General features: G+C 71.2%; 19 protein-coding genes and 1 tRNA gene. 12 read left to right on the top strand and 8 right to left on the bottom strand.

Features of this window, described 5'->3' with window-relative positions; translation table 11 throughout:
* Positions 1 to 149: 149 nt before the first annotated feature.
* The 4 genes from CRP27_RS10710 to CRP27_RS10695 are packed head-to-tail and all read left to right on the top strand — an operon-like array spanning position 150 to position 4201.
* Positions 150 to 1193: a glycosyltransferase family 2 protein gene (locus tag CRP27_RS10710; RefSeq protein ID WP_097180654.1), complete on the top strand. Its 1044-nt coding sequence runs from the start codon at positions 150 to 152 to the stop codon at positions 1191 to 1193.
* A gap of 9 nt (positions 1194 to 1202) precedes the next feature.
* A complete protein-coding gene (locus tag CRP27_RS10705; protein ID WP_097180653.1) occupies positions 1203 to 2021 on the top strand; it encodes a CDP-alcohol phosphatidyltransferase family protein in 819 nt (272 codons plus the stop codon).
* A 59-nt stretch (positions 2022 to 2080) separates the two neighbouring features.
* Positions 2081 to 2926 carry a glycosyltransferase family 2 protein gene (locus CRP27_RS10700; protein WP_369680018.1) on the top strand — a complete coding sequence of 282 codons (846 nt, stop codon included), beginning with the start codon at positions 2081 to 2083 and terminating at the stop codon, positions 2924 to 2926.
* A gap of 42 nt (positions 2927 to 2968) precedes the next feature.
* Complete coding sequence (locus tag CRP27_RS10695; protein WP_097180651.1) at positions 2969 to 4201, top strand: CDP-glycerol glycerophosphotransferase family protein; 1233 nt, start codon at positions 2969 to 2971, stop codon at positions 4199 to 4201.
* Positions 4202 to 4229: 28 nt separating this feature from the next.
* Here the strand turns inward: CRP27_RS10695 and CRP27_RS10690 are convergent, their stop codons facing one another.
* The 4 genes from CRP27_RS10690 to CRP27_RS10675 all read right to left on the bottom strand — a co-directional run bounded on the left by CRP27_RS10690 (position 4230) and on the right by CRP27_RS10675 (position 6979).
* Positions 4230 to 4535 carry a hypothetical protein gene (locus CRP27_RS10690; RefSeq protein WP_097180650.1) on the bottom strand — a complete coding sequence of 102 codons (306 nt, stop codon included), beginning with the start codon at positions 4533 to 4535 and terminating at the stop codon, positions 4230 to 4232.
* A gap of 109 nt (positions 4536 to 4644) precedes the next feature.
* On the bottom strand, positions 4645 to 5415 hold the full coding sequence (locus CRP27_RS10685; RefSeq protein ID WP_097180649.1) for an ABC transporter ATP-binding protein: 771 nt from the start codon (positions 5413 to 5415) through the stop codon (positions 4645 to 4647).
* Complete coding sequence (locus CRP27_RS10680) at positions 5415 to 6239, bottom strand: ABC transporter permease (RefSeq protein ID WP_097180648.1); 825 nt, start codon at positions 6237 to 6239, stop codon at positions 5415 to 5417. Before CRP27_RS10680 ends, CRP27_RS10685 begins: the two co-directional genes overlap by 1 nt.
* Positions 6240 to 6283: 44 nt before the next feature.
* Positions 6284 to 6979, bottom strand: a complete 696-nt coding sequence (locus CRP27_RS10675; RefSeq protein WP_097180647.1) for an NTP transferase domain-containing protein — start codon at positions 6977 to 6979, stop codon at positions 6284 to 6286.
* 298 nt (positions 6980 to 7277) lie between these two features.
* On the opposite strand from CRP27_RS10675, the gene CRP27_RS18495 reads away from it, so the two are divergent.
* The 3 genes from CRP27_RS18495 (at position 7278) to CRP27_RS10660 (ending at position 10520) form a co-directional block, all read left to right on the top strand.
* Entirely contained in the window at positions 7278 to 8564 is a 1287-nt protein-coding gene (locus CRP27_RS18495; protein WP_255257541.1) for an ABC transporter ATP-binding protein, read from the top strand.
* A complete protein-coding gene (locus CRP27_RS10665) occupies positions 8540 to 10111 on the top strand; it encodes an ABC transporter permease (protein WP_097180646.1) in 1572 nt (523 codons plus the stop codon). Before CRP27_RS18495 ends, CRP27_RS10665 begins: the two co-directional genes overlap by 25 nt.
* Positions 10112 to 10259: 148 nt before the next feature.
* A complete protein-coding gene (locus tag CRP27_RS10660) occupies positions 10260 to 10520 on the top strand; it encodes a DUF3039 domain-containing protein (RefSeq protein ID WP_097180645.1) in 261 nt (86 codons plus the stop codon).
* Positions 10521 to 10527: 7 nt separating this feature from the next.
* Here CRP27_RS10660 and CRP27_RS10655 read toward each other — a convergent pair whose 3' ends face one another.
* A complete protein-coding gene (locus CRP27_RS10655; protein WP_097180644.1) occupies positions 10528 to 11814 on the bottom strand; it encodes a nicotinate phosphoribosyltransferase in 1287 nt (428 codons plus the stop codon).
* Positions 11815 to 12446: 632 nt separating this feature from the next.
* Between CRP27_RS10655 and murI the strand changes: the two genes are divergently transcribed.
* Genes murI through rdgB form a run of 3 tightly spaced genes read left to right on the top strand, consistent with a single transcriptional unit; the run spans position 12447 to position 14610 of the window.
* Positions 12447 to 13292: a glutamate racemase gene (gene murI, locus CRP27_RS10650; RefSeq protein WP_097180643.1), complete on the top strand. Its 846-nt coding sequence runs from the start codon at positions 12447 to 12449 to the stop codon at positions 13290 to 13292.
* Positions 13289 to 14023 (top strand): ribonuclease PH, encoded by a 735-nt coding sequence (gene rph / locus CRP27_RS10645; RefSeq protein ID WP_097180642.1) that lies wholly within the window; start codon positions 13289 to 13291, stop codon positions 14021 to 14023. The genes murI and rph overlap by 4 nt, the downstream gene beginning before the upstream one ends.
* The gene (gene rdgB, locus CRP27_RS10640; protein ID WP_097180641.1) at positions 14020 to 14610 is read left to right on the top strand and encodes an RdgB/HAM1 family non-canonical purine NTP pyrophosphatase; all 591 of its coding nucleotides are present in this window, start codon (positions 14020 to 14022) and stop codon (positions 14608 to 14610) included. The genes rph and rdgB overlap by 4 nt, the downstream gene beginning before the upstream one ends.
* 77 nt (positions 14611 to 14687) lie before the next feature.
* Here the strand turns inward: rdgB and CRP27_RS10635 are convergent, their stop codons facing one another.
* The 3 genes from CRP27_RS10635 to CRP27_RS10625 all read right to left on the bottom strand — a co-directional run bounded on the left by CRP27_RS10635 (position 14688) and on the right by CRP27_RS10625 (position 17117).
* Complete coding sequence (locus tag CRP27_RS10635) at positions 14688 to 15383, bottom strand: DedA family protein (protein WP_097180640.1); 696 nt, start codon at positions 15381 to 15383, stop codon at positions 14688 to 14690.
* Positions 15384 to 15513: 130 nt separating this feature from the next.
* Positions 15514 to 15594, bottom strand: a tRNA-Leu gene (locus CRP27_RS10630).
* Positions 15595 to 15755: 161 nt separating this feature from the next.
* Positions 15756 to 17117 (bottom strand): MFS transporter, encoded by a 1362-nt coding sequence (locus CRP27_RS10625; protein ID WP_097180639.1) that lies wholly within the window; start codon positions 17115 to 17117, stop codon positions 15756 to 15758.
* Positions 17118 to 17156: 39 nt separating this feature from the next.
* Between CRP27_RS10625 and mnmA the strand changes: the two genes are divergently transcribed.
* Together mnmA and ligA are read left to right on the top strand one after the other, a co-directional pair.
* Entirely contained in the window at positions 17157 to 18263 is a 1107-nt protein-coding gene (mnmA, locus tag CRP27_RS10620) for a tRNA 2-thiouridine(34) synthase MnmA (protein WP_079238467.1), read from the top strand.
* Between the two features lie 36 nt (positions 18264 to 18299).
* The gene (gene ligA, locus CRP27_RS10615) at positions 18300 to 20624 is read left to right on the top strand and encodes an NAD-dependent DNA ligase LigA (protein ID WP_097180638.1); all 2325 of its coding nucleotides are present in this window, start codon (positions 18300 to 18302) and stop codon (positions 20622 to 20624) included.
* The last annotated feature ends 290 nt before the right edge of the window (positions 20625 to 20914 follow it).

The following is a 20914-nucleotide window of genomic DNA, read 5'->3' as shown; positions in this document are numbered from 1 at the left end:
ACGACACGACGGCCTGGAGGCGCGGTGCCAGCTGGCACCGCGCCTCCAGGCCGTCTCCCGGTTGCGTCCTTGATAGGCTCAGGGTCGCTCTGCGGGGCGGCACCGTCCGCGGTGCGTCCCGTGCACCCAGCCAGGACCCCGAGGTACGCATGCAGACAGACGGACACCCCCTGCCGGGCGTCTCGTACGTGATGCCCGTCCTCAACGAGGTGACCGAGGTCCGCGCGGCCGTCCAGAGCCTGCTCGACCAGGACTACGCCGGCCCGTTCGAGGTCATCCTCGCGCTCGGCCCGTCGATCGACGGCACGAACCAGCTCGTTGCCGAGATGAGCGCCGCGGATCCCCGCATCCGGGCGATCGACAACCCGATCGGTTCGACACCCGCCGGCCTGAACGTGGCGATCCGTGCGTCGGTGCACCCCGTCGTCGTCCGCGTCGACGCCCACTCGGTGCTGCCGCAGGACTACACGCGGATCGCGGTGCGGGTGCTGCAGGAGTCCGGGGCGGACAACGTGGGCGGCATCATGCACGCCGAGGGCCGGACGCCGTTCGAGCGGGCCGTGGCGCTCGCCTACGGCAGCCGGGTCGGTCTGGGCGGGACCCCGCACCACGTCGGCGGCCAGGCCGGGCCGGCCGAGACCGCCTACCTCGGGGTGTTCCGGCGCGACCGACTGTTCGAGGTTGGGCTGTTCGACGAGGGCATCAAGCGCGGCCAGGACTGGGAGCTCAACCGGCGGCTCCGGCAGACCGGCGGCACGGTGTGGTTCACCCCCGAGCTCGTCGTCACCTACCGGCCGCGACCCAGCCTCAAGCGACTCGTGCGGCAGTTCGTCGCGACCGGGTTGTGGCGCGGTGAGCTCGCCCGCCGGTTCCCGGCGAACAACGGCCTGCGCTACTTCGTCCCGCCCGCGATGGTCGCCGCGATGGCGCTCGGCATCGTCGCCGGGATCGTCGGCATCATCGGCGCAGTACTCGGCTCCGGTGCCGCGTGGGCCCTGCTCGGGTTCGTCGTGCCCGCGGTCTACATCGTCTTCGTCGTCCTGGGGGCCGTCGCGGTCGCCCGGCGGTCGGGGCTGCCGACCCTGCTCTGGCTCCTCGTGGTGCTGCCCTGCATCCACGTGGGCTGGGGCCTCGGCTTCATCATCGGCTTCCTCACCCGGACGTCCGAGCTGACCACGCACACGGGACGGTGACCTGACCTCTTGACCGATGACACGACCGGCCGCGGGAACACCCGCCCCACCTCGATCGCCGAGCTCCGTGCCGTCGCCCAACCGGACGAGGTCCGATCGCGGGCGAACGCCGAGCACTGGACGGCGTCGCTGTACCTGCGGGACGTCTCGCCGTACCTGACGTGGTTGCTCCTGAAGACCCGGGTGAGCGCCAACCAGGTGACCGGCCTGATGATCCTGGTCGGGTGGAGCATCGCCGCGGCCCTGCTCATCCCGGGCATCTGGGGTGCGGCGCTCGCACTCGTCCTCGGCCAGCTGCAGATGCTCGTCGACTGCAGCGACGGTGAGGTCGCGCGGTGGCGGGGGACCCGGTCGCCGGCCGGCGTGTTCCTCGACAAGGTGGGGCACTACACGACTGAGGGGCTCATCCCGATCGCACTCGGCGTCCGTGCTGCGACGTGGCCGATCCACGGCGCCGACTGGATGTGGACGACGATCGGCTGCGCGCTGGGGCTCGTCATCGTGCTCAACAAGGCGTTGAACGACATGGTGCACGTCGCCCGCGCGAACGCCGGGCTCGACAAGCTCGTCGACCGCCGTGACGCCGGCACCGTCCCGTCCGGACGTCGGCTCGCCACCCTGCGCCGGGCAGCCCGGTTCCTGCCGTTCCACCGGCTGTACCACTCGGTCGAGCTGAGCATCCTGGCGTTCGTCTTCGCGCTGCTGGCACTCGTGATCGGGCACCCGCTGGCCGATCGCATCCTGGTGGGTGCGCTGCTGCCGCTCGCGGTGGTCGCCACGTTCGGGCACTTCCTGGCGATCATCTCGTCGAAGCGGGTCCGCGCGTGACGCCCGGGACCGTCCGACGTCACGCGGTCTCGCACCGCGACCGCCCGCGTGTGGCCGTCGTGAGCCTGTCACAGGGCACCCGCCCGGACGACCTGCGCCGCGGACTCGAGAGCGTGCTCGCGCAGCAGGACGTCGAGCTCGACGTCGTGTGCGTCGGCAACGGCTGGGAGCCCGAGGGCCTGCCGGAGGGCGTCCGCGCACTGGGGCTGCCGGAGAACGTCGGGATCCCGGCCGGACGCAACGCGGGGGTCGAGGTGGTCGACGGCGACTACGTGTTCTTCCTCGACGACGACGCGTCCGTGCCGTCCGAGACCTTCCTGCGGGACGCGATCGGGCTCTTCGAGCGGGACCCGTCCCTCGGGCTCGTGCAGCCGCGGGTGGTCGACCCGACCGGAGCCGCGAACCCCACGCGCTGGATCCCCCGGATCCGCAAGGGCGAGCCGGACCACTCGTCGCCCGTGTTCTCGGTGTGGGAGGGCGCGGTCGTGCTGCCGATGGACGTCTACCGCGCCACCGGCGGGTGGGGAGCCGAGTACTTCTACGCGCACGAGGGCATCGAGCTCGCCTGGCGCGTGTGGGACGCCGGACGACGGACCTGGTACGCCGGCGACCTCGTCGCGCACCACCCCGCGATCGACCCGGCACGCCACACCGAGTACTACCGACTGAACGCCCGGAACCGCGTCTGGCTGGCCCGCCGCAACCTGCCCGTCGTGCTCCGCCCGCTGTACGTCGGGTCGTGGGCGGCGATCCAGGTCGCACGCTGGTGGCGTCACCCGCGCCGCCTGGCGACCTGGTTCGGCGGCATCCGAGAGGGCTGGACCTCGGACTGCGGCCCCGTGCACGTCATGGGGTGGCTGACCATCGGCCGCATGACACTCGCCGGTCGCCCGCCGATCGTCTGACCCGACCACCACCAACCGTCCGCCGACACCGGGAGAGGGACCATGCCGATCATCCGCGACGTGCGCACCGCCGTGCGACTGGCCGAGCGACTGCTCAAGTCGCGTCGGAGCCGTCGTACGCTCGCGCGTCGGCTGCCGAGCGCGCCGACCCCCGCCCCCGGCACGATCGAGATCGCGGTGTACTTCGCCGACGGCCCGGTGAACATGTACCAGGTCCGCCAGTGGTACGCGCCGCTCGCCGAACTGGCGGCCACGCACCCGGTGGCGATCGTCTCGCGCAGCCCCGGGACGATGCTGACGTTGCTCGACGAGTCGCCGGTGCCGGTGGTCTACGCGCGCCAGGTCGTCGACCTCGAACGGTTCGTCGACGAGCAGGCGCCCAAGATCGTCCTGTACGTCAACCAGAACGCCCGCAACTTCCAGATGATGCGGTACGGGCGCATGTGGCACGTCTTCGTCAACCACGGCGAGAGCGACAAGATGTACATGACGACGAACCAGTTCAAGGCGTACGACTACGCCCTGATCGCCGGCGACGCTGCTCGTGACCGACTCGCCGACGCCCTGTGGGACTACGACCTCGACGCCCGTACGATCGCCATCGGACGCCCGCAGGCCGACCACTTCGCGGGTGCAGCGCCCTACCCGGAGGACGACCGCACCGTCGTGCTCTACGCGCCGACGTGGGAGGGTGACCGGGCAGCGGCCGCCTACGGGTCGATCGCGACCCACGGCACCACGATCGCCGAGCGGGTCCTGGCGTCTCCCGCGCACCGGCTGGTGTACCGACCCCACCCGCGCAGCGGTGTCCGTGACGCCGCCTACAAGGCCGCCCACGAGCGCATCGTCGCGGCGATCGCCGCCGCCAACGCCGCTGATCCGAGCGCGCACCACGTGTACGACGACGGGGCGGAGCTCGGCTGGCAGCTCGCCGGTGCCGACGTAGCCATCACCGACATCAGCGCGATGATCTACGACCGCCTGGCCGTCGGGAAGCCGCTCATCGTGACCCGGCCGGAGTCCCCGGAAGCCGACGTCGACGAGCGCGGCTACCTGGGCGACGCCAGCTGGCTGACGGCGTCCGATGCGGGAGACGTGGTCGCGCGGGTCGACGCCGCAGCCAACGACGCCGCCGAACTCGCGAAGCTGCAGCACTGGGTGCAGCGGTACTTCGGCGACACGACGCCGGGGGCTGCGACGGCACGGTTCCACGGTGCGATCGAACGGCTGCTCGACCGCTGGCGTTCGGTCGCTGCGACGCGCAACGAGGGCTGACGGCGACCGCGACGCCGGCCCGGCGTCGTCAGGCAGCACGGCCGTCGGCCACGAGGGACATCCGCCAGAGGTACTCGGACCGGTCCGGACGGCGCCACCGGACGACGACGATCCCCGTGTCGTCCGCGGCGGCGCCGAACACCGCGATCGTGAGCGCACGTCCCGGGTCGAGCCGCCGTACGGCGAGCGGTGGGCAGTACCCGTTGCCGAGGTGGGTGAGGGTGAGACCGTCGACGGGTTCGTCGCCGGTGTTCACCAGGTCGTAGCGACGTGGTGCGAGGGAACGGTCGATCGTGAACGGGACGGCGTAGGCCGTCGGTGTCGGGTGGTGCATGCCGTCACGGTAGGGGGAGGGTCCGACGTTCGGGGCTGCGTTCCGGCGGGGGAGCGGACGGCTGTGGAGCGTGGGCTCGTGGGCCGGGTTGTTGAGGGGGAGTGGGGCCTCAGACGCCGTAGTCGGAGGAGTACCGCGCGAGGGCTTCCTCGATCGTGCCGTCCAGCTGCAGGCGCCCCTTGTCGAGGTAGAGTCCGCGCTCGCAGAAGCGTCGCAGGTCCTTGTCGCTGTGCGAGACGAAGAACAGGGTCCGGCCGCCGGCCAGGAGTTCCTCGATGCGCTTGTAGCACTTCTCACGGAACGCCTTGTCGCCCACGGCGAGCACCTCGTCCACCAGGATGACCGGTTCGTCGAGCCGCGAGATCACCGCGAACGCGATGCGCACCTTCATCCCGCTGGACAGGTGCTTGTACGGGGTGTCGACGAAGTCACCGATCTCGGCGAAGTCGATGATCTCGTCGAACGCGTCCCGGATCTCCGCGCGGGACATGCCGTGCAGCCCCGCCGTGAGGAACACGTTGTCGCGGACCGAGAGGTCGCCGACGAATCCACCCGTGATCTCGATGAGGGGAGCGACGCCGGCTCCGACGTGGACGCGGCCCTCGTCCGGGAGCATCACCTGTGCGACGAGCTTGAGCAGCGTCGACTTGCCCTGGCCGTTCCGTCCGACGACACCGATCGCCTCGCCCGGGCGGACGTCGAAGGTCACACCCCGCAGGGCCCAGAACTCGTCGGCGCGCTTCCGGCGGTTGCTGCCGGCGAAGAGGTCCTTGAAGCTCCGGCTGGCGCGGCGGTTGCGCTTGAACCGGATCCCGGCGTCGCGCACCGAGATCACGGGGGCGACGGTCGTGCCCCGTCCGGTCTGCTCGGTGGCGGTCATCACAGCTCCTTCAGGACGCGGTGCTCGCTGCGTCGGAAGACGACCGTCCCGATCCCGATGACCACCACGGTCACGACGACCGAGACCGCGACCTCGAACCAGTCCAGTTGGGACGGGAAGAACGCCGAGCGGTAGATGCCGAAGATGCCGCTCAGCGGGTTGAACGCCGCCAGGTCGTGCAACCGGTCCGGCAGGGCCTGGGTGCTGTAGATGATGGGCGATGCGTAGAACAGGAAGCGGAGCACGAGCTTCACGGCGCGTTCGAGGTCACGGAAGAAGACGACGAGCGGCGCCACGATCAGCCCGAGTCCGTACACGAGTCCGCACTGCAGCACGATCGCGAGGGGGTACAGCGCGAGTTCCCAGTGCACGTGGGCGCCGGTCGCGATCGCGAAGACGGCGAGCACCGGCAGGCTCAGCAGGAACTCGATGCCCTTCGACGCGTTCACCCGGGCGACCCAGATGCTCCGGGGGATCGTCGTCGACCGGATGAGCTTGGTCTCCTTGATGAACGCCCGGGTCGAGTCCGAGACGGCCCCGGTGAACCACATCCACGGCAGCAGCGCCGAGAGCAGGAACACGATGTAGGGCTCTTCGCCGACCTTGCCGCGGTGGAACACCTGGGTGAAGACGAACCAGTAGATCGCCGACATCACCAGCGGGTCGAGGATCGACCAGAAGTACCCCAGCGCCGACGTCGAGTAGCGGACGCGGAGGTCCCGGACGGTCAGCAGCCAGAGGGCATGACGATAGCGCCGACCGGCGCTCCGGGACGCCGCGGGTGCGGCAGCCGCGGGCGCGGTCGGCGCACTCGCTGTGGTCACGGTTTCCCTTCGGGCGGAACCGCCGAGGGGGTCCTGACGGTGGTTCAGGCGAACAGGTTGTTCGCGCGCTCGAGGTCCTCGGCGAAGTCGATCTCGACGGCGTACATGTCGGAGATGTCGATCGGGCTCCAGCGTAGCCCGTCCTCGGCGATGGCAGCCTCGATGCCCCCCTCGAAGTACTCCTGGTCGTCGACGCGGCCGAGCTGGCGGATGAGTGCCTGCTTGTCGGCGGAGGAGACGTAGTTGATGCCGACCGCTTCGCCGAGACCGCCCACGACCTGCTTCGACAGCTTGTGGATGAAGCCCTCGGCGTCGACCGTGTACTTGACCTCTTCGTCGGAGACCTTGTCGGTGTTGACGCTGACGAAGGAGCGGTCCTCGTCGATCATGTCCGCGGCACGCACGAGCGCACGCGGATCGAAGACGACGTCGCCGTTCATCCAGAGGACGCCGCCCTTGCCCGTCGCCTTGAGCGCGCGGAGGAGGCTCTTCGAGGTGTTCGTGGAGTCGTAGGACTCGTTGTAGACGAAGTTCGCGTCGGGGAAGGCCTCGACGATGTACTCCGACTTGTAGCCGACGACGATCGTCACGCGGGCGCTCGAACCGAACGCGGCACGGATGTTGTCGAACTGCTGCTGCATGATGGTGCGGCCGTCGCTGAGTTCGGTGAGCGGCTTCGGCAGGCTGCGCCCGAGGCGGCTGCCCATCCCCGCTGCGAGGATCACGATCTGCGTGGTCATGCTGGTCCCTTCTGGTGTCCGCCCGCGCGCCCTGGGGCACGGGCGGGCCTGGTCGAGTCTGCTCGCGGAAGGTCCGATTCGGCCGGGAAGCACGCCGTCTCTGCGGTCATTCGCAGGGAAGGGCGTCACGGACTCGCCGGCCGGAGCAGGTTTCCAAGTGGTGAACACTTCGTCGTGCCCTGGTGAATGATACGGAACGTCCCTCCTGCGGGGTACGTCTCCGGGCGCTTCGTGCTCAATTCGTGACACTGCGTCCGGCGGTCCCCCGCTGTCCGGAGAGCGTTGGTACGGTTGGGCCGTGGCAGCTGGAGCAACGGATGACGACGACGTGTACAGCACGTCGGACGCTGCCTGGCTGACCGAGGCGGACGACGCCGAGGCCGACGACGCCGAGCGCGACGACGCCGAGCAGGACGACATGGGGGACGGGGATGCGCGCGACGCCTCCGCTGAGGACGCGATGACCGACGACACGACGGTCACGGACACGACGAGCACGGACACGACGAGCACGGACACGACGAGCACGGACGACCGCACCGCGGTCGCTGCGGAGTCGGACGGCGCAGCCGCGACGCCGCAGGCCGCCACGACCACCGGCCGCCGTCCCGGCAAGCCGCGCGGCGGCAAGGGACGCGCCACGCGCCCGACGCAGGCCGCCGGAACGACCGGCACCGTGCCTCCAGGCAGGCAGACCGAGGACGACGTCGACGCGACGGACGGCGCCACCGAGGCGACCGCCGCCACCGACGAGCCCGCCGCGAAGGCGAAGAAGCGCCCAGCATCGACGAAGCGCCCCGCCGCCGGCCCGAAGCAGCCCACGCAGCCCGTGGTGCTGCGCGCGAGCGGTCTCGTGAAGCGCTACGGCCAGACCCTCGCGGTCGACGAGGTCGACCTCGAGATCCGCCAGGGCTCGATCTTCGGCGTCGTCGGCCCGAACGGCGCCGGCAAGACCACCACCCTGTCGATCGTGACCGGTCTGCTCCGCCCCGACGCGGGCACCGTGACCGTGCTCGACCACGACGTCTGGGCCGATCCCACCGCCGCCAAGCGCGACCTCGGCGTCCTGCCCGACCGGCTGCGGCTGTTCGACCGGCTCACCGGTGCGCAGCTCCTCTACTACTCGGCGACCCTCCGCGGGCTCGACGGCGCCACGGCCCGGAAGCGCAGCGCCGACCTGGCCGAGGCGTTCGGCCTGGGCGAGGCACTCGGTCGTCAGGTCGCGGACTACTCCGTGGGCATGGCGAAGAAGATCGCCCTCGCAGCGACGCTCATCCACTCGCCTCGGGTGCTCGTGCTCGACGAACCGTTCGAGTCCGTCGACCCGGTGAGCGCCGCGACCATCACGGAGATCCTCCGCCGGTACACGCGCGGGGGTGGCACCGTGGTGCTCTCCAGCCACTCGATGGAGCTCGTGCAGCGCACCTGCGACTCCGTCGCCATCATCGTCGGTGGCCGCGTCCTGGCCTCCGGCACGATGGCGCAGGTCCGCGGGCGCAAGAGCCTCGAGGACAAGTTCGTCGAACTCGCGGGCGGCCGCGTCGTGGCAGAGAGCATGGAATGGTTGCACAGCTTCTCCGGCTGAGGGCCGACCTGCTCGCGGGGGAGGTCCGCGGCAGCGCCGGACGGTCCGTCCTCGTCGTGCTCGGCAGCCTCGCCGGCCTGCTCGCCGCGGTGTTCGTGGCGGTCGAGATCGTCGGACTCCGGTCCGCCGCGCCCGAGGTGGCGCGCGCGGTCATCGTCCCCGTTGGCACCCTCGTCGCCTTCGCGTTCACGGTCGTGCCGCTCGTCGTCGGCCGCAGTGACCAGTTCGACCCGCGGCGGTTCACGGTGTTCGGGATCGGTCGGCGCGACCTGGCCGTCGGTCTCGGTGTCGCAGGTCTCGTCGGCGTCCCGGTCGTCGCCGTGGCGATCGTCGCCGTCGCGCAGTCGGTCACGTGGATGCGCGGTGCCGGTGCCGGCGTCCTGGGCGTCGTCGGAGGGCTGCTGGCGATCGCGACCTGTGCGCTCCTCGTCCGGGTGGGCTGCGCGGTCGGCGCGGCGCTCATCGGTCCGCACCGTTCGCGGGACGCCGGGTGGCTCGTCGCGCTGCTGATCGTGGTGCTCGGGATCCCGACCGCGTCGCTGCTGCTCAGGGTCGACTGGCTCGACCCTGCGGGCGCCGAGATGCAGCGCATCGCCGACGTCGCCGGCTGGACGCCGTGGGGTGCGGCCTGGGCGGTCCCCGCCGACGTCGCGAACGGCCTGGTCGGCGAGGGCGTCGTCAAGCTCGTGATCTCCGTCGTCGTCGTGGCCCTGCTCGGATGGGCGTGGTGGGCCGTCGTCGGTCGTGCGCTCGAGACCGTGGACGGCCGCGCCACGGCTCGCCGGTACCGCGGGCTCGGCTGGTTCGACCGGCTCGGTTCGACACCGGTGGGCGCGGTCGCGGCGCGCGCACTCACGTACTGGGTGCGCGATCCCCGCTACCGCGCGTCCTACCTCATCATCGTCTTCGTCCCGGTCGTGGTGATCCCGCTCGGGGTCGCCGGCGTCCCGTGGCACTGGACCGCGCTCGTGCCGCTGCCGCTGATGGCGCTCATCGCCGGGTTCCTGCCGCACAACGACGTCTCCTACGACAACACCGCCGTGTGGCTGCACGTCGCGTCGGGAGCCCCTGGCTGGAGCGACCGCCTCGGTCGGCTCGTCCCCGTGCTCGCCGTGGGCATCCCCGCGATCGTCCTCGGGTCGTGGTTCTCCGCGTGGCTGTTCGGCGACTGGACCGCGTTCCCGGTGCTCATCGGGGTGAGTGCGAGCGCCCTGTTGTCCGGCCTCGGACTCTCCAGCGTCGTATCCGTGCTGCTGCCCTACCCGACCGTCCGACCCGGCGACCACCCCTTCCAGCAGCCGCAGGCCGCCGGTGCGCTCGCCTCGGTGGCGCAGTCGTCGATGGTGGTCGGGATCGTCGTCTGCTCGGTGCCCGCGGCGTGGATGGCGGTGCTCGCGTTCGCGGACGGCCCGTCGCCGTGGAGCGTCCTGACCCTCGTCGTCGGTGTCGTGGTCGGCGTGGTCGTCCTCGTGGCCGGGGTCGTCGCCGGTGGTCGGCTCTTCGACCGCCACGGGCCGGACCTGCTGGCCGCGGCGCAACGCAACTGACCGGGTCGCGCCCGACGCGACCACGAGACGGCCTGGAGGCGCGTGGCGGCCCCGCCCCGCGCCTCCAGGCCGCCACGTGGTCGCGGTCGCGAGCCGCACGCGCCATCGCACCGTCGCGGTGCGCCGCGCACCGTCGTACCCTTGGTGCATGAGCATGACGGAACCCGGTGGCGGCCTCGACGTGATGGACCGTGAGCTCGAGAAGCTCCTCGAAGAGGAATCGATCGAGCCCGGCGACCACGAGCGGTTCTCGCACTACGTCAAGAAGGACAAGATCCTGCAGTCGGCTCTGAGCGGCAAGCCCGTGAAGGCGCTCTGCGGAAAGAAGTGGATCCCGGGCCGCGACCCCGAGAAGTTCCCGGTGTGCCCGGACTGCAAGGCCATCTACGAGAAGATGAAGGCCGAGTAGCCCCGGCTCAGATCACCAGCGTCGGGATGGCCGGGTCACCGCGACCGATGCGCGCGGCGTCCGCCGGCAGTTCGGCCTTCGCGAGCTTGTGGTGCGCGCGCGCCGCCTCGACGCCCTGCACGCCCAAGAACTCCTGGTGGACCTCGCCGTTCGTCACGACGGGGACGAGCAACGGGCGCTCGTCGGGTCCGACCTGGCCCGTGGTGAGGACGACCTCGGCCGTGGCGATCCCGTTCCGGAGCCGGCGCCCGGCTTCCTTGCGGCCGCCGAGCGACGCCTTGTCGGCGGACTTCTTCGCTACCGGCACCCATTCGCCGCCGTCCTCCTTGTGGGCGACCAGCTTGAACACCATGCCCGCGGCGGGGTGCCCGGAGCCGGACACGACCGAGGTGCCGACGCCGTAGGAGTCGACCGGCGCTGCCCGGAGCGCGGCGATGGTGTACTCGTCGAGGTCGTTCGTCACCGTGATCTTGGTGCCCGTGGCACCGAGGCGGTCGAGCTGTGCCCGGACGGACGCGACGACCGACGGCAGGTCGCCGCTGTCGATGCGGACCGCGCCGAGCTTGCCGTCCGTCAACCGGACGGCGGTGTCGACCGCTGCCTCGATGTCGTACGTGTCGACGAGCAGGGTCGTGCCCGTACCGAGGGCGTCGAGCTGCGAGCGGAAGGCGGCCTCCTCGGAGTCGTGCAGGAGCGTGAAGGCGTGCGCCGCGGTGCCCATCGTGGGGATGCCCCAGGTGCGTCCGGCCTCGAGGTTGCTCGTCGCACCGAACCCGGCGATGTACGCGGCGCGGGCGGCGGCCACGGCGTTCCACTCACCGGTCCGCCGGGAGCCCATCTCGGCAAGAGGACGCTTGTCGGCCGCTGACACCATGCGCGCCGCGGCGGAGGCGATCGCGGAGTCGGCGTTGAAGATGCTCAGCGCAAGCGTCTCGAGCACCACTGCCTCGGCGAAGGTGCCCTCGATCTGGAGCACGGGGGAGTTCGGGAAGAAGACCTCGCCCTCGCGGTAGGCGCGGACGTCACCGGTGAAGCGGTAGTCGGCGAGGTAGGCGGCCGTCCCGGCGTCGATGACGTCGCGGTCCCGCAGGAAGCCGATCTCCTCGTCGCCGAACCGGAAGTCGGTCAGCGCCGTGAGGAACCGACCGAGGCCCGCGGCCACGCCGTAGCGCCGGCCGTCCGGGAGCCGGCGAGCGAAGACCTCGAAGACGCAGCGGCGGTCGGCCGTGCCGTCCTTGAGGGCCGCATCGACCATGGTCAGTTCGTACTGGTCCGTGAGGAGCGCGCTGGTCACCCCTCCGACACTACTGTTGCGGCCTCCGCGAGGCGCGGATTGCGTCGTGGGGCGCGCGAGCGGGCGAAATGCGTCCCGCTCGTGTGCCGAGGGGGACGCATTCCGCCCGCTCGCGTGGGCCGGGCAGTGGAGGTGACCGTCTGGAGGCGCGGGTCGACCGCGCGAGTCTGGTCGCGCCTCCGGGCAGTCGCGTGCACCGCGTCGCCGCGAGCGGGCGGAATGCGTCCTGTCCGAGGGCTGATGGGGACGCACTCCGCCCGCTCGCGTGAGCTGGGCGGTGGGGGTGACCGCCTGGAGGCGCGGGCCGGCCCCCGCGAGTCTGGTCGCGCCTCCAGACAGTCGCGTGCTCCGCGTCGGCGCGAGCGGGCGGAATGGGTCCCGTTTGCGGGCCGCAGAGGAACGGACCTCGCCCGCTCGCGTGGGACCCGGGCGGTGCACCCCGGCGAGCGGGCGGAAGACGTTCCGTCCGGGCGCTGAGCGGCGCACGCTTCGCCCGCTCGCGGGGAAGCGGGCGCGGACGCGGGGGCGGGCGCGGCCCGGAAGAAAGGCGCCGGTCCGACGGATCGGGTCGCGTTCCGCGGGTGCGCTCCGGCCGACGCATTCCGCCCGCTCGCGTCGGTACGCTGGTCACCGTGACGGATGCACCGATCGGAGTCTTCGACAGCGGGGTCGGCGGGCTCACGGTGGCCCGCGCGATCATCGACCAGCTGCCGCGCGAGAGCATCCGGTACGTCGGGGACACCCTCCACTCGCCGTACGGTCCGAAGCCGATCGCCGACGTCCGCCGGTACGCGCTCGAGGTCATGGACGACCTCGTCGACCAGGGCGTGAAGGCCCTCGTGATCGCGTGCAACACGGCATCGTCCGCTGTGCTCCGCGACGCCCGCGAACGGTACGAGCAGGCGTACGGCATCCCCGTGGTCGAGGTCATCCAGCCCGCGGCCCGTGCCGCCGTGAAGCAGACCAGGACCGGGCGCATCGGCGTGATCGGCACAGTCGGCACCATTGCGTCCCGGTCGTACGAGGACGCCTTCGCGGTCGCCTCGGACGTCACCCTCACCCTGGCGGCCTGCCCCCGGTTCGTGGAGTTCGTCGAGGCCGGCGACACGTCGTCGCCGGCCCTCCGCACCGTCGCGGAGCAGTACCTCGCCCCGATCCGGCAGGCGGACGTCGACACGCTCGTGCTCGGCTGCACCCACTACCCGCTCATGTCCGCCGCGATCCAGTACGTGATGGGGCCGGACGTGACGCTCGTCTCCAGCGCCGAGGAGACCGCCAACGACGTGTACCGGCGACTCGTCGAGCACGGGCTCGAACGCACTGCCCCGGAGCCGCCGACGTACTCGTTCGAGGCGACCGGCGACGACAAGAACGGCTTCATCCGACTCGCCCGACGCTTCCTCGGCCCCGAGGTCTCCAGCGTCGGCCACCTCCAGACCGGGGCCATCACGCTGCCCCGCATCGAAAGGACCCCATGAGCGACACGCTCCGCATCGACGGCCGCACCGCGACCGACCACCGTCCCGTCACGATCGAGCGGGGGTGGAGCACGCAGGCCGAGGGCAGCGCGCTCATCTCGTTCGGCAACACCCGGGTGCTCTGCACCGCGTCCTTCACGAACGGCGTCCCGCGCTGGCTCGCCGGCAAGGGGACGGGCTGGGTCACCGCGGAGTACTCGATGCTGCCCCGCTCCACGAACGAGCGCATGCAGCGCGAGTCGATCAAGGGCAAGGTCGGCGGCCGCACGCACGAGATCTCCCGCCTGATCGGCCGGTCGCTCCGCGCGGTCATCGACACGAAGGGCCTCGGCGAGAACACCCTCGTCATCGACTGCGACGTCCTGCAGGCCGACGGCGGCACCCGGACGGCGTCGATCACCGGCGCGTACGTGGCGATGGTCGACGCGATCGAGTGGGGTCGTGAGAAGGGCTTCATCGGCAAGAAGGCCACGCCGCTCACCGACAGCGTGCAGGCGATCTCGGTCGGCATCGTCAAGGGTGAGCCGATGCTCGACCTGGCCTACACCGAGGACTCGGCGGCCGACACGGACATGAACATCGTCACGACCGGGTCCGGCAAGTTCATCGAGGTGCAGGGCACCGCCGAACACGCGCCGTTCGACCGCGACGAGCTGAACACGCTGCTCGACCTCGGGCTCGCCGGCAACCAGTCCCTCGCCGCCATCCAGCGCGAGGTGCTGGGGCTGTGACCGGCACCGTCGTCCTCGCGACGCACAACCAGGGCAAGGTCGTCGAGCTGCGCGAGATCCTCGGGTCCGCGTTGGGCGAGGGTGTCGAGCTCGTCGGCTACGACGGTCCCGAACCGGTCGAGGACGGCGACACCTACGCGGCGAACGCCCTCATCAAGGCGCGTGCCGCGGTCGCGCACACCGGGCTGCCGGCGCTCGCCGACGACTCCGGGATCGCGGTGGACGCCCTCGGCGGCGCGCCCGGGATCCACTCGGCCCGGTACGCCGGCACTCGCGTGGACGCGGACAACATCGCGCTGTTGCTGCGGAACCTCGAGGGCGTGCTCGAGCGCACGGCCGCGTTCGTCTGCGCGGCGGCGTTCGTGACGCCCGACGGCACCGAGCACGTGTTCGAGGCGGTGTGGAACGGCGAGGTGACGACCGAACCGATCGGCGACGGCGGGCACGGGTACGACCCGGTGTTCCGGCCGGACGACGCCGATCGGACCTCGGCGGAGCTCACGCGCGACGAGAAGAACCAGCTGAGCCACCGATCGAAGGCCTTCCGGGGCATCGCTCCGATCGTGCGGGAGTACTTCGGCGTCTGACGGCGACGCGACCGACAGACGGACGGGAGGCGCGGTGCCAGCTGGCACCGCGCCTCCCGTCCGTCGGATGGGGACCGTCAGTGCTGCGGTTCGGTCCCTGCGTCGGCCTCCGCCGTGCGCTTGGCCTTGCGGGCGTTGCGGAAGTACGTCAACGCCATCGGCACGACCGTGACGACGACGGCCGCGAGCAGGATGATGTCGATGTACTCGCGGACGATGTGCGCCACGAACGGGATGTGCCCGATGAAGTAGCCGAGGAAGGTGACGCCGACGCCCCAGATCACGGCGCCGATCGCGTTGTAGAGCGAGTACTTCTTGTAGTTCATGCGTCCGACGCCGGCCGCGATCGGCAGGAACGTCCGGACCACGGGCACGAACCGGGCGAGGATGACCGCGAGCGGACCGAAGCGGTGGAAGAAGGCGTTCGTGCGGTCGACGTTGGCCTTGGAGAACAGGCCGCTCTCCTTGCGTTCGAAGATCGGCGGGCCGGCCTTCTTGCCGATGTAGTAGCCGAGCTCGCCGCCGAGGAACGCGGACGCGGCGATCATCAGCGCCGCGATCCAGACCGGGATCCCACCGATCTCGCCGCCGCGGTCGAACGCGAACAGGCCCGTGATCACCAGCAGGCTGTCGCCCGGGAAGATGAACCCGACGAGCAGCCCGGTCTCGGCGAAGATGATGGCGCACACCACGAACACGGCGATGGCACCGAAGTTGTCGAGGATGTACTGCGGATCCAGCCAGGGGATCAGGGCGAGTGCGACGGAGTGCATGGTTCTTCCGGTCGTGGTGGCGGGGTCACGGGGAGGACTCCCGCGTGACGAGGGTACCGTCCGGGGGTTGCGCCCCCATCCCTCGCGGGTATGACTTCCCCTGATCGTGCGGGCAGGGTGCGGTGAACCGTGCGGAAGGAGGGACTCGAACCCTCACGCCTGGGGCACAGGAACCTAAATCCTGCGTGTCTACCGATTCCACCACTCCCGCGAGCAGCGGCAGTCTACCGAGCGCAGGCCGACGGGTCAGACGTGATCCGTGCCTCCAGGCCGGTCCTGCGCGACCACGGTGCGAGGTGACGCGCATCGTGCGAGGCAAACCGCGTGGCACCGTGCGCGGAACCTCGCACACTGCGAGCGTGCCGCCGCGCGTCAGCGCAACCGGCGGGGGAGGTACCGCGGGACGTACCGGAGCAGGATGCCCGCGCCGACCAGGCCGAGCACGCCCATCACCCCGCTCGCCACCGCGATCGACGCGACGGCCGTCACCCCGGAGATCACCAGCGGCGCAGCCGCCTGCCCGAAGTCGCCCGTGAACCGCCACGCGCCGAGGAAGGGCGCCGGGTGGTCCCGCGGCGCGAGGTCCGCACCGAGCGTCATGAGGATGCCGGAGCCGACACCGTTGGCGAGGGACATGCCCATCGCGATCGCGACGAACCAGCCCACCCGGGCGTCGAGGTGCCCGGACCACGCGAGCAGGAAGTAGCTGATGCTCAGGCCGAGCATGCAGGGGAGGGCGCTCGCCAGGCGGCCCCAGCGGTCCATGATCTGCCCGCTCGTGTAGAACAGCGCGAAGTCGACGGCGCCGGCGATGCCGATGACGAGGGCGGCGGTCGAGTCGTCGAGTCCGACGCTGACGGCCCAGAGCGGCAGGATGACCTGCCGTCCGGCGCGGAGTGCGCCGATCAGGCCGGCGCCGCTGCCGAGCCGGAGGAGGACGGCGCGGTTCGCGCGGATGGTGCGGAAGAGGCCGTGCGCTTCCTCCTGCACGAACTGCGCGCCGGTGTCGGTGGGCGGCTCGGTCGGGCGGCCCGCGTCGGTCGCGGAGTCGGCGGTCGGCCTGGGGCGACGCCGCCGGTTCCCGGACGACGCGCCAGCGGCGTCCGGGCCGTGCCGGTGGGGAGAGGCGCGGGTCGGCTTCCGGAATCCGCGTGCGCCCGTCGCGGGGTCGCGCAGGACGAGCAGCACCACCGCTGCCAGGAGGCAGCAGACGACGTGGATCCAGAAGGCGCTCTGCGTGGTGCCGGTCAGGTGCACGACGCCTGCGGCGATGAAGGGGCCGACGAAGTAGCCGAAGCGGAACACGCCGCCGAGGCTCGACAGGGCCCGCGCGCGGATGGCGAGCGGGATCGCGGTGGTCATGTAGGCGTGCCGGGCGAGGGCGAACACGGCCGTGGACACACCGACGAGGAACACGCCGAGCGCCAGGACCCACGCGTTCGGTGCCACGGTGCAGACCAGGAGCCCGACCACGGAGACGGCCGCTGCGCCGATCATCGCGTTCCGCTCGCCGATGCGTGCGACGACGACACCGGACGGGACGTCGCCGATGAGTTCGCCGACGAGGATGAGGGCCGCGACGAAGCCCGCGAACGCCAGGCTGGCCCCGAGGGAGCTCGCCGCGATCGGGATGATCGGGATGATGGCGCCCTCGCCGATCGCGAAGAGGGCGGCGGGCAGGAAGCCGGACAGCAGCACCGCCCGGAAGTCGAAGGCGGGGGTCTCGGAGGTCATCGCTCGTGCAAGGCTACGCTCGCGGCTTACCCTTGACGCATGCGAGTACTTGCAGCGATGAGCGGTGGCGTCGACTCGGCGGTGGCCGCCGCCCGGGCCGTCGACGCCGGACACGACGTCGTCGGCGTCCACCTCGCGCTGAGCCGGATGCCGGGAACGCTCCGCACCGGCAGTCGTGGTTGCTGCACGATCGAGGACTCGATGGACGCCCAGCGCGCCGCGTCCGCGCTCGGCATCCCGTACTACGTGTGGGACTTCTCGGCGCGGTTCAAGGAGGACGTCGTCGACGACTTCGTGGCCGAGTACCAGGCCGGACGCACGCCGAACCCCTGCATGCGGTGCAACGAGCGGATCAAGTTCGCGGCGTTGCTCGAGAAGGCGCTCGCCCTCGGGTTCGACGCGGTCTGCACGGGCCACTACGCCTCGATCGTCACCGGTCCGGACGGTGCCCGCGAGCTGCACCGGTCGGCGGCGTGGGCGAAGGACCAGTCGTACGTCCTCGGCGTCCTGACCGCCGAGCAGCTCCAGCACGCGATGTTCCCGCTCGGGGCGACCCCGTCGAAGGACGAGGTCCGGGCCGAGGCGGCCGCGCGCGGGCTCACCGTCGCGCAGAAGCCCGACTCGTACGACATCTGCTTCATCCCCGACGGGGACACCCGCGGTTGGCTCGCCGACCGGGTGGGCACGACCCCCGGTGACGTCGTCGAGCGGGACGGCACGGTCGTCGGCTCGCACGACGGGGCGACCGGCTACACGGTCGGCCAGCGGCGGGGGCTCGCACTCGGTCGGCCGGCCGCCGACGGCAAGCCGCGCTTCGTGCTCGAGATCCGCCCGAAGGACAACACCGTCGTCGTCGGCCCGAAGGCGGCGCTCGACGTCACCTCGATGTCGGGTTCCCGGTTCACGTGGGCCGGGACCGCTCCGGCGGACCCGTCCGTGCCGTTCGCGTGCGACGTGCAGATCCGGGCGCACGCCGACCCGGTGCCCGCGACGGCGCGGGTGACCGACGGCCAGCTCGTCATCGACGTCGACGAGCCGCTCTCCGGCGTCGCGCCGGGGCAGACCGCGGTGGTGTACGTCGGGACGCGCGTGCTCGGGCAGTGCACGATCGACGCGACGGTGTCGGCGGTGCCCGTCTCCGCCTGACGTCCGGGGTCGGTGGTCCACGGTAGAACTGATGCCATGAGCGACACGACGTTCGAGACCCTGGCCCCGTCCGATCTCGACGGTGCCCAGGCGCAGCGGGAGGTCGAACGGCTCCGCATCCGGATCAACGAGCTCCGCGACCAGTACTACGAGGGCAACGGCTCGACGGCGTCGGACGGTGACTACGACGCGCTCGTGCACCGGCTCGACGCGATCGAGCAGCGCTTCCCCGACCTCCTCACCGAGGACAGCCCGACGCAGACGGTCGGCGGGCAGGCACAGACCGTCCAGTTCGCCCCGGTCGAGCACGCCGAGCGCATGCTGAGCCTCGACAACGTCTTCAGCCCCGAGGAACTCACGGACTGGGCGGTCAAGGTGCAGCGTGACGCCGGAGCCGAGCGCGTCCGGTTCCTCACCGAGCTGAAGATCGACGGACTCGCGATCAACCTCCGCTACGAGAACGGTCGGCTCGTGTCCGCGGCCACCCGGGGCGACGGCGTCGTGGGCGAGGACGTCACCGGCAACGTCCGCACGATGGGCACCATCCCGGACCGTCTGTCCGGCTCCGGCCACCCGCCCATCGTCGAGGTCCGTGGCGAGATCTTCTTCCCGGTCGAGCAGTTCGACGAACTGAACGCCAAGCAGCGCGACGCGGGGGAGCGGGTGTTCGCGAACCCGCGCAACGCCGCCGCCGGGTCCCTCCGCCAGAAGGAAGAAGGCAAGTCCGAGGCGAAGCGCGAGCTCATGGTGGACCGGCTGCGGCGACTCCGCATGCTCGTGCACGGCATCGGCGCCTGGCCCGTCCGTGAACTCGAGCGCGACACCGACGTCCGCGCCCAGTCCGAGGTCTACGAGCTCCTGCAGACCTGGGGCCTGCCGACGAGCACGCACTACCGGGTCTTCGACTCCATCGACGAGGTCCTGGGGTTCGTCAAGGACTACGGCGACCGACGCGCTTCGGTGGAGCACCAGATCGACGGCATCGTCATCAAGGTCGACGACCTCGCCCTGCACGAGGAACTCGGGTCGACCTCGCGCGCTCCCCGCTGGGCGATCGCGTACAAGTACCCGCCGGAAGAGGTCCACACGAAGCTCCTCGACGTGGTCGTCAGCGTCGGCCGTACCGGTCGTGCGACGCCGTTCGCGGTGATGGCCCCGGCCGAGGTCGCGGGATCGGTCGTGCGGCAGGCGACCCTGCACAACCAGCAGGTCGTCAAGGCGAAGGGTGTCCTCATCGGCGACACCGTCGTCCTGCGGAAGGCCGGCGACGTCATCCCCGAGGTGCTCGGCCCGGTCGTCGAACTCCGGGACGGCAGCGAGCGCGAGTTCGTCATGCCGGCGGACTGCCCCGAGTGCGGCACGCCCCTCGCCCCCGCGAAGGAGGGCGACATCGACCTCCGCTGCCCGAACGCGAAGAGCTGCCCGGCGCAGGTCCGCGGCCGCGTCGAGCACATCGCGTCGCGCGGGTCGCTCGACATCGAGGGCCTCGGCGAGGTCGCCGCGGCGGCACTCACCCAGCCGCTGTCCCCGGAGCAGCCCCCGCTCGTGACCGAGGCCGGTCTCTTCGACCTGACGATGGAGGACATCGTCCCGATCGAGGTCATCGTCCGCGACGCCGAGACCGGCATGGAGAAGACCACCGACGACGGTGCCCCGAAGCGGGTCACCCCCTTCAGCCGGGCGCGCAAGAAGACCGACCCGCCCTTCGACCCGGAGGCCCGCGGCGCCGACCACACCGGCGAGCCGAGCCGGTACCCCTCGAAGAACGCGTTCGAGATGCTCGCGAACATCGACGCCGCCAAGACGAAGCCGCTGTGGCGGATCATGGTCGGCCTGAGCATCCGCCACGTCGGTCCCGTCGCTGCCCGTGCACTGGCGAACCACTTCGGGTCGCTCGACGCGATCCGAGCGGCTTCGCGCGAGGAACTCGCGGCGGTGGACGGGGTCGGCGGGATCATCGCGGATGCCCTGCTCGCCTGGTTCGAGGTCGACTGGCACCGCGAGATCATCGACCGTTGGACGGCCGCCGGCGTGCAGTTCACGACGCCCGGCCACCCCGGCCCGGGTGCGGCCAGCGAGGAAGGCGGAGTTCTCAGCGGCCTGACGGTCGTGGCGACCGGTTCGTTGGAGGGGTACAGCCGGGAGGGCGCGCAGGAGGCGATCATCGCCGCGGGGGGCAAGGCGGCGTCGAGCGTCAGCAAGAAGACCGACTTCGTCGCGGCGGGACCTGGTGCCGGTTCGAAGCTCGCGAAGGCCGAGCAGCTCGGCCTTCGAATCATCGACGCCGAGCAGTTCCGCTTGCTCGTGACGGAGGGCCCGGCGGCGCTCGGCGACCCCGCCGCCGACCCCGAAGAGAGCTGAGCGGAACTCGCGAGCACACCGGATCGTCGTCCGGAGACCGCGGCGCGCCCGTCCGCGCACCCAGTTCGAGGGTCAAGTTGCAACTCGCACGCCCGCAGGAGGCCGTTCTCCTTACACTCGTTAGAGCATCACCCGTCGTCTGCAGGGGGACGACGGGACGGCCTTCCCGGGGGAGACCCGATTGCTGCTCATCGCCGCGGCTCTGCTCACCGCCTCGATGCACTCGCTCGGAGTGGTCGAGGCCCCCGTCGCGCCCGCTCCGCAGCCCGCGGTCGTCGCTGCCGCGGCGG

Source organism: Curtobacterium sp. 314Chir4.1, assembly GCF_900215175.1.
GTDB classification, from domain to species: domain Bacteria; phylum Actinomycetota; class Actinomycetes; order Actinomycetales; family Microbacteriaceae; genus Curtobacterium; species Curtobacterium pusillum_A.
The sequence above is the reverse complement of the archived record's forward strand: the minus strand, read 5'-3'. Positions and strand labels throughout refer to the sequence as shown.

Coding starts and splice junctions, on each gene's coding strand:
- CRP27_RS10710 (WP_097180654.1), top strand. CDS start 150: ATGCAGACAGACGGACACCCCCTGCCGGGCGTCTCGTACGTGATGCCC.
- CRP27_RS10695 (WP_097180651.1), top strand. CDS start 2,969: ATGCCGATCATCCGCGACGTGCGCACCGCCGTGCGACTGGCCGAGCGA.
- CRP27_RS10690 (WP_097180650.1), bottom strand. CDS start 4,535: ATGCACCACCCGACACCGACGGCCTACGCCGTCCCGTTCACGATCGAC.
- CRP27_RS10685 (WP_097180649.1), bottom strand. CDS start 5,415: ATGACCGCCACCGAGCAGACCGGACGGGGCACGACCGTCGCCCCCGTG.
- CRP27_RS10675 (WP_097180647.1), bottom strand. CDS start 6,979: ATGACCACGCAGATCGTGATCCTCGCAGCGGGGATGGGCAGCCGCCTC.
- CRP27_RS10665 (WP_097180646.1), top strand. CDS start 8,540: ATGGTTGCACAGCTTCTCCGGCTGAGGGCCGACCTGCTCGCGGGGGAG.
- CRP27_RS10660 (WP_097180645.1), top strand. CDS start 10,260: ATGAGCATGACGGAACCCGGTGGCGGCCTCGACGTGATGGACCGTGAG.
- rph (WP_097180642.1), top strand. CDS start 13,289: ATGAGCGACACGCTCCGCATCGACGGCCGCACCGCGACCGACCACCGT.
- CRP27_RS10635 (WP_097180640.1), bottom strand. CDS start 15,383: ATGCACTCCGTCGCACTCGCCCTGATCCCCTGGCTGGATCCGCAGTAC.
- CRP27_RS10625 (WP_097180639.1), bottom strand. CDS start 17,117: ATGACCTCCGAGACCCCCGCCTTCGACTTCCGGGCGGTGCTGCTGTCC.
- mnmA (WP_079238467.1), top strand. CDS start 17,157: ATGCGAGTACTTGCAGCGATGAGCGGTGGCGTCGACTCGGCGGTGGCC.
- ligA (WP_097180638.1), top strand. CDS start 18,300: ATGAGCGACACGACGTTCGAGACCCTGGCCCCGTCCGATCTCGACGGT.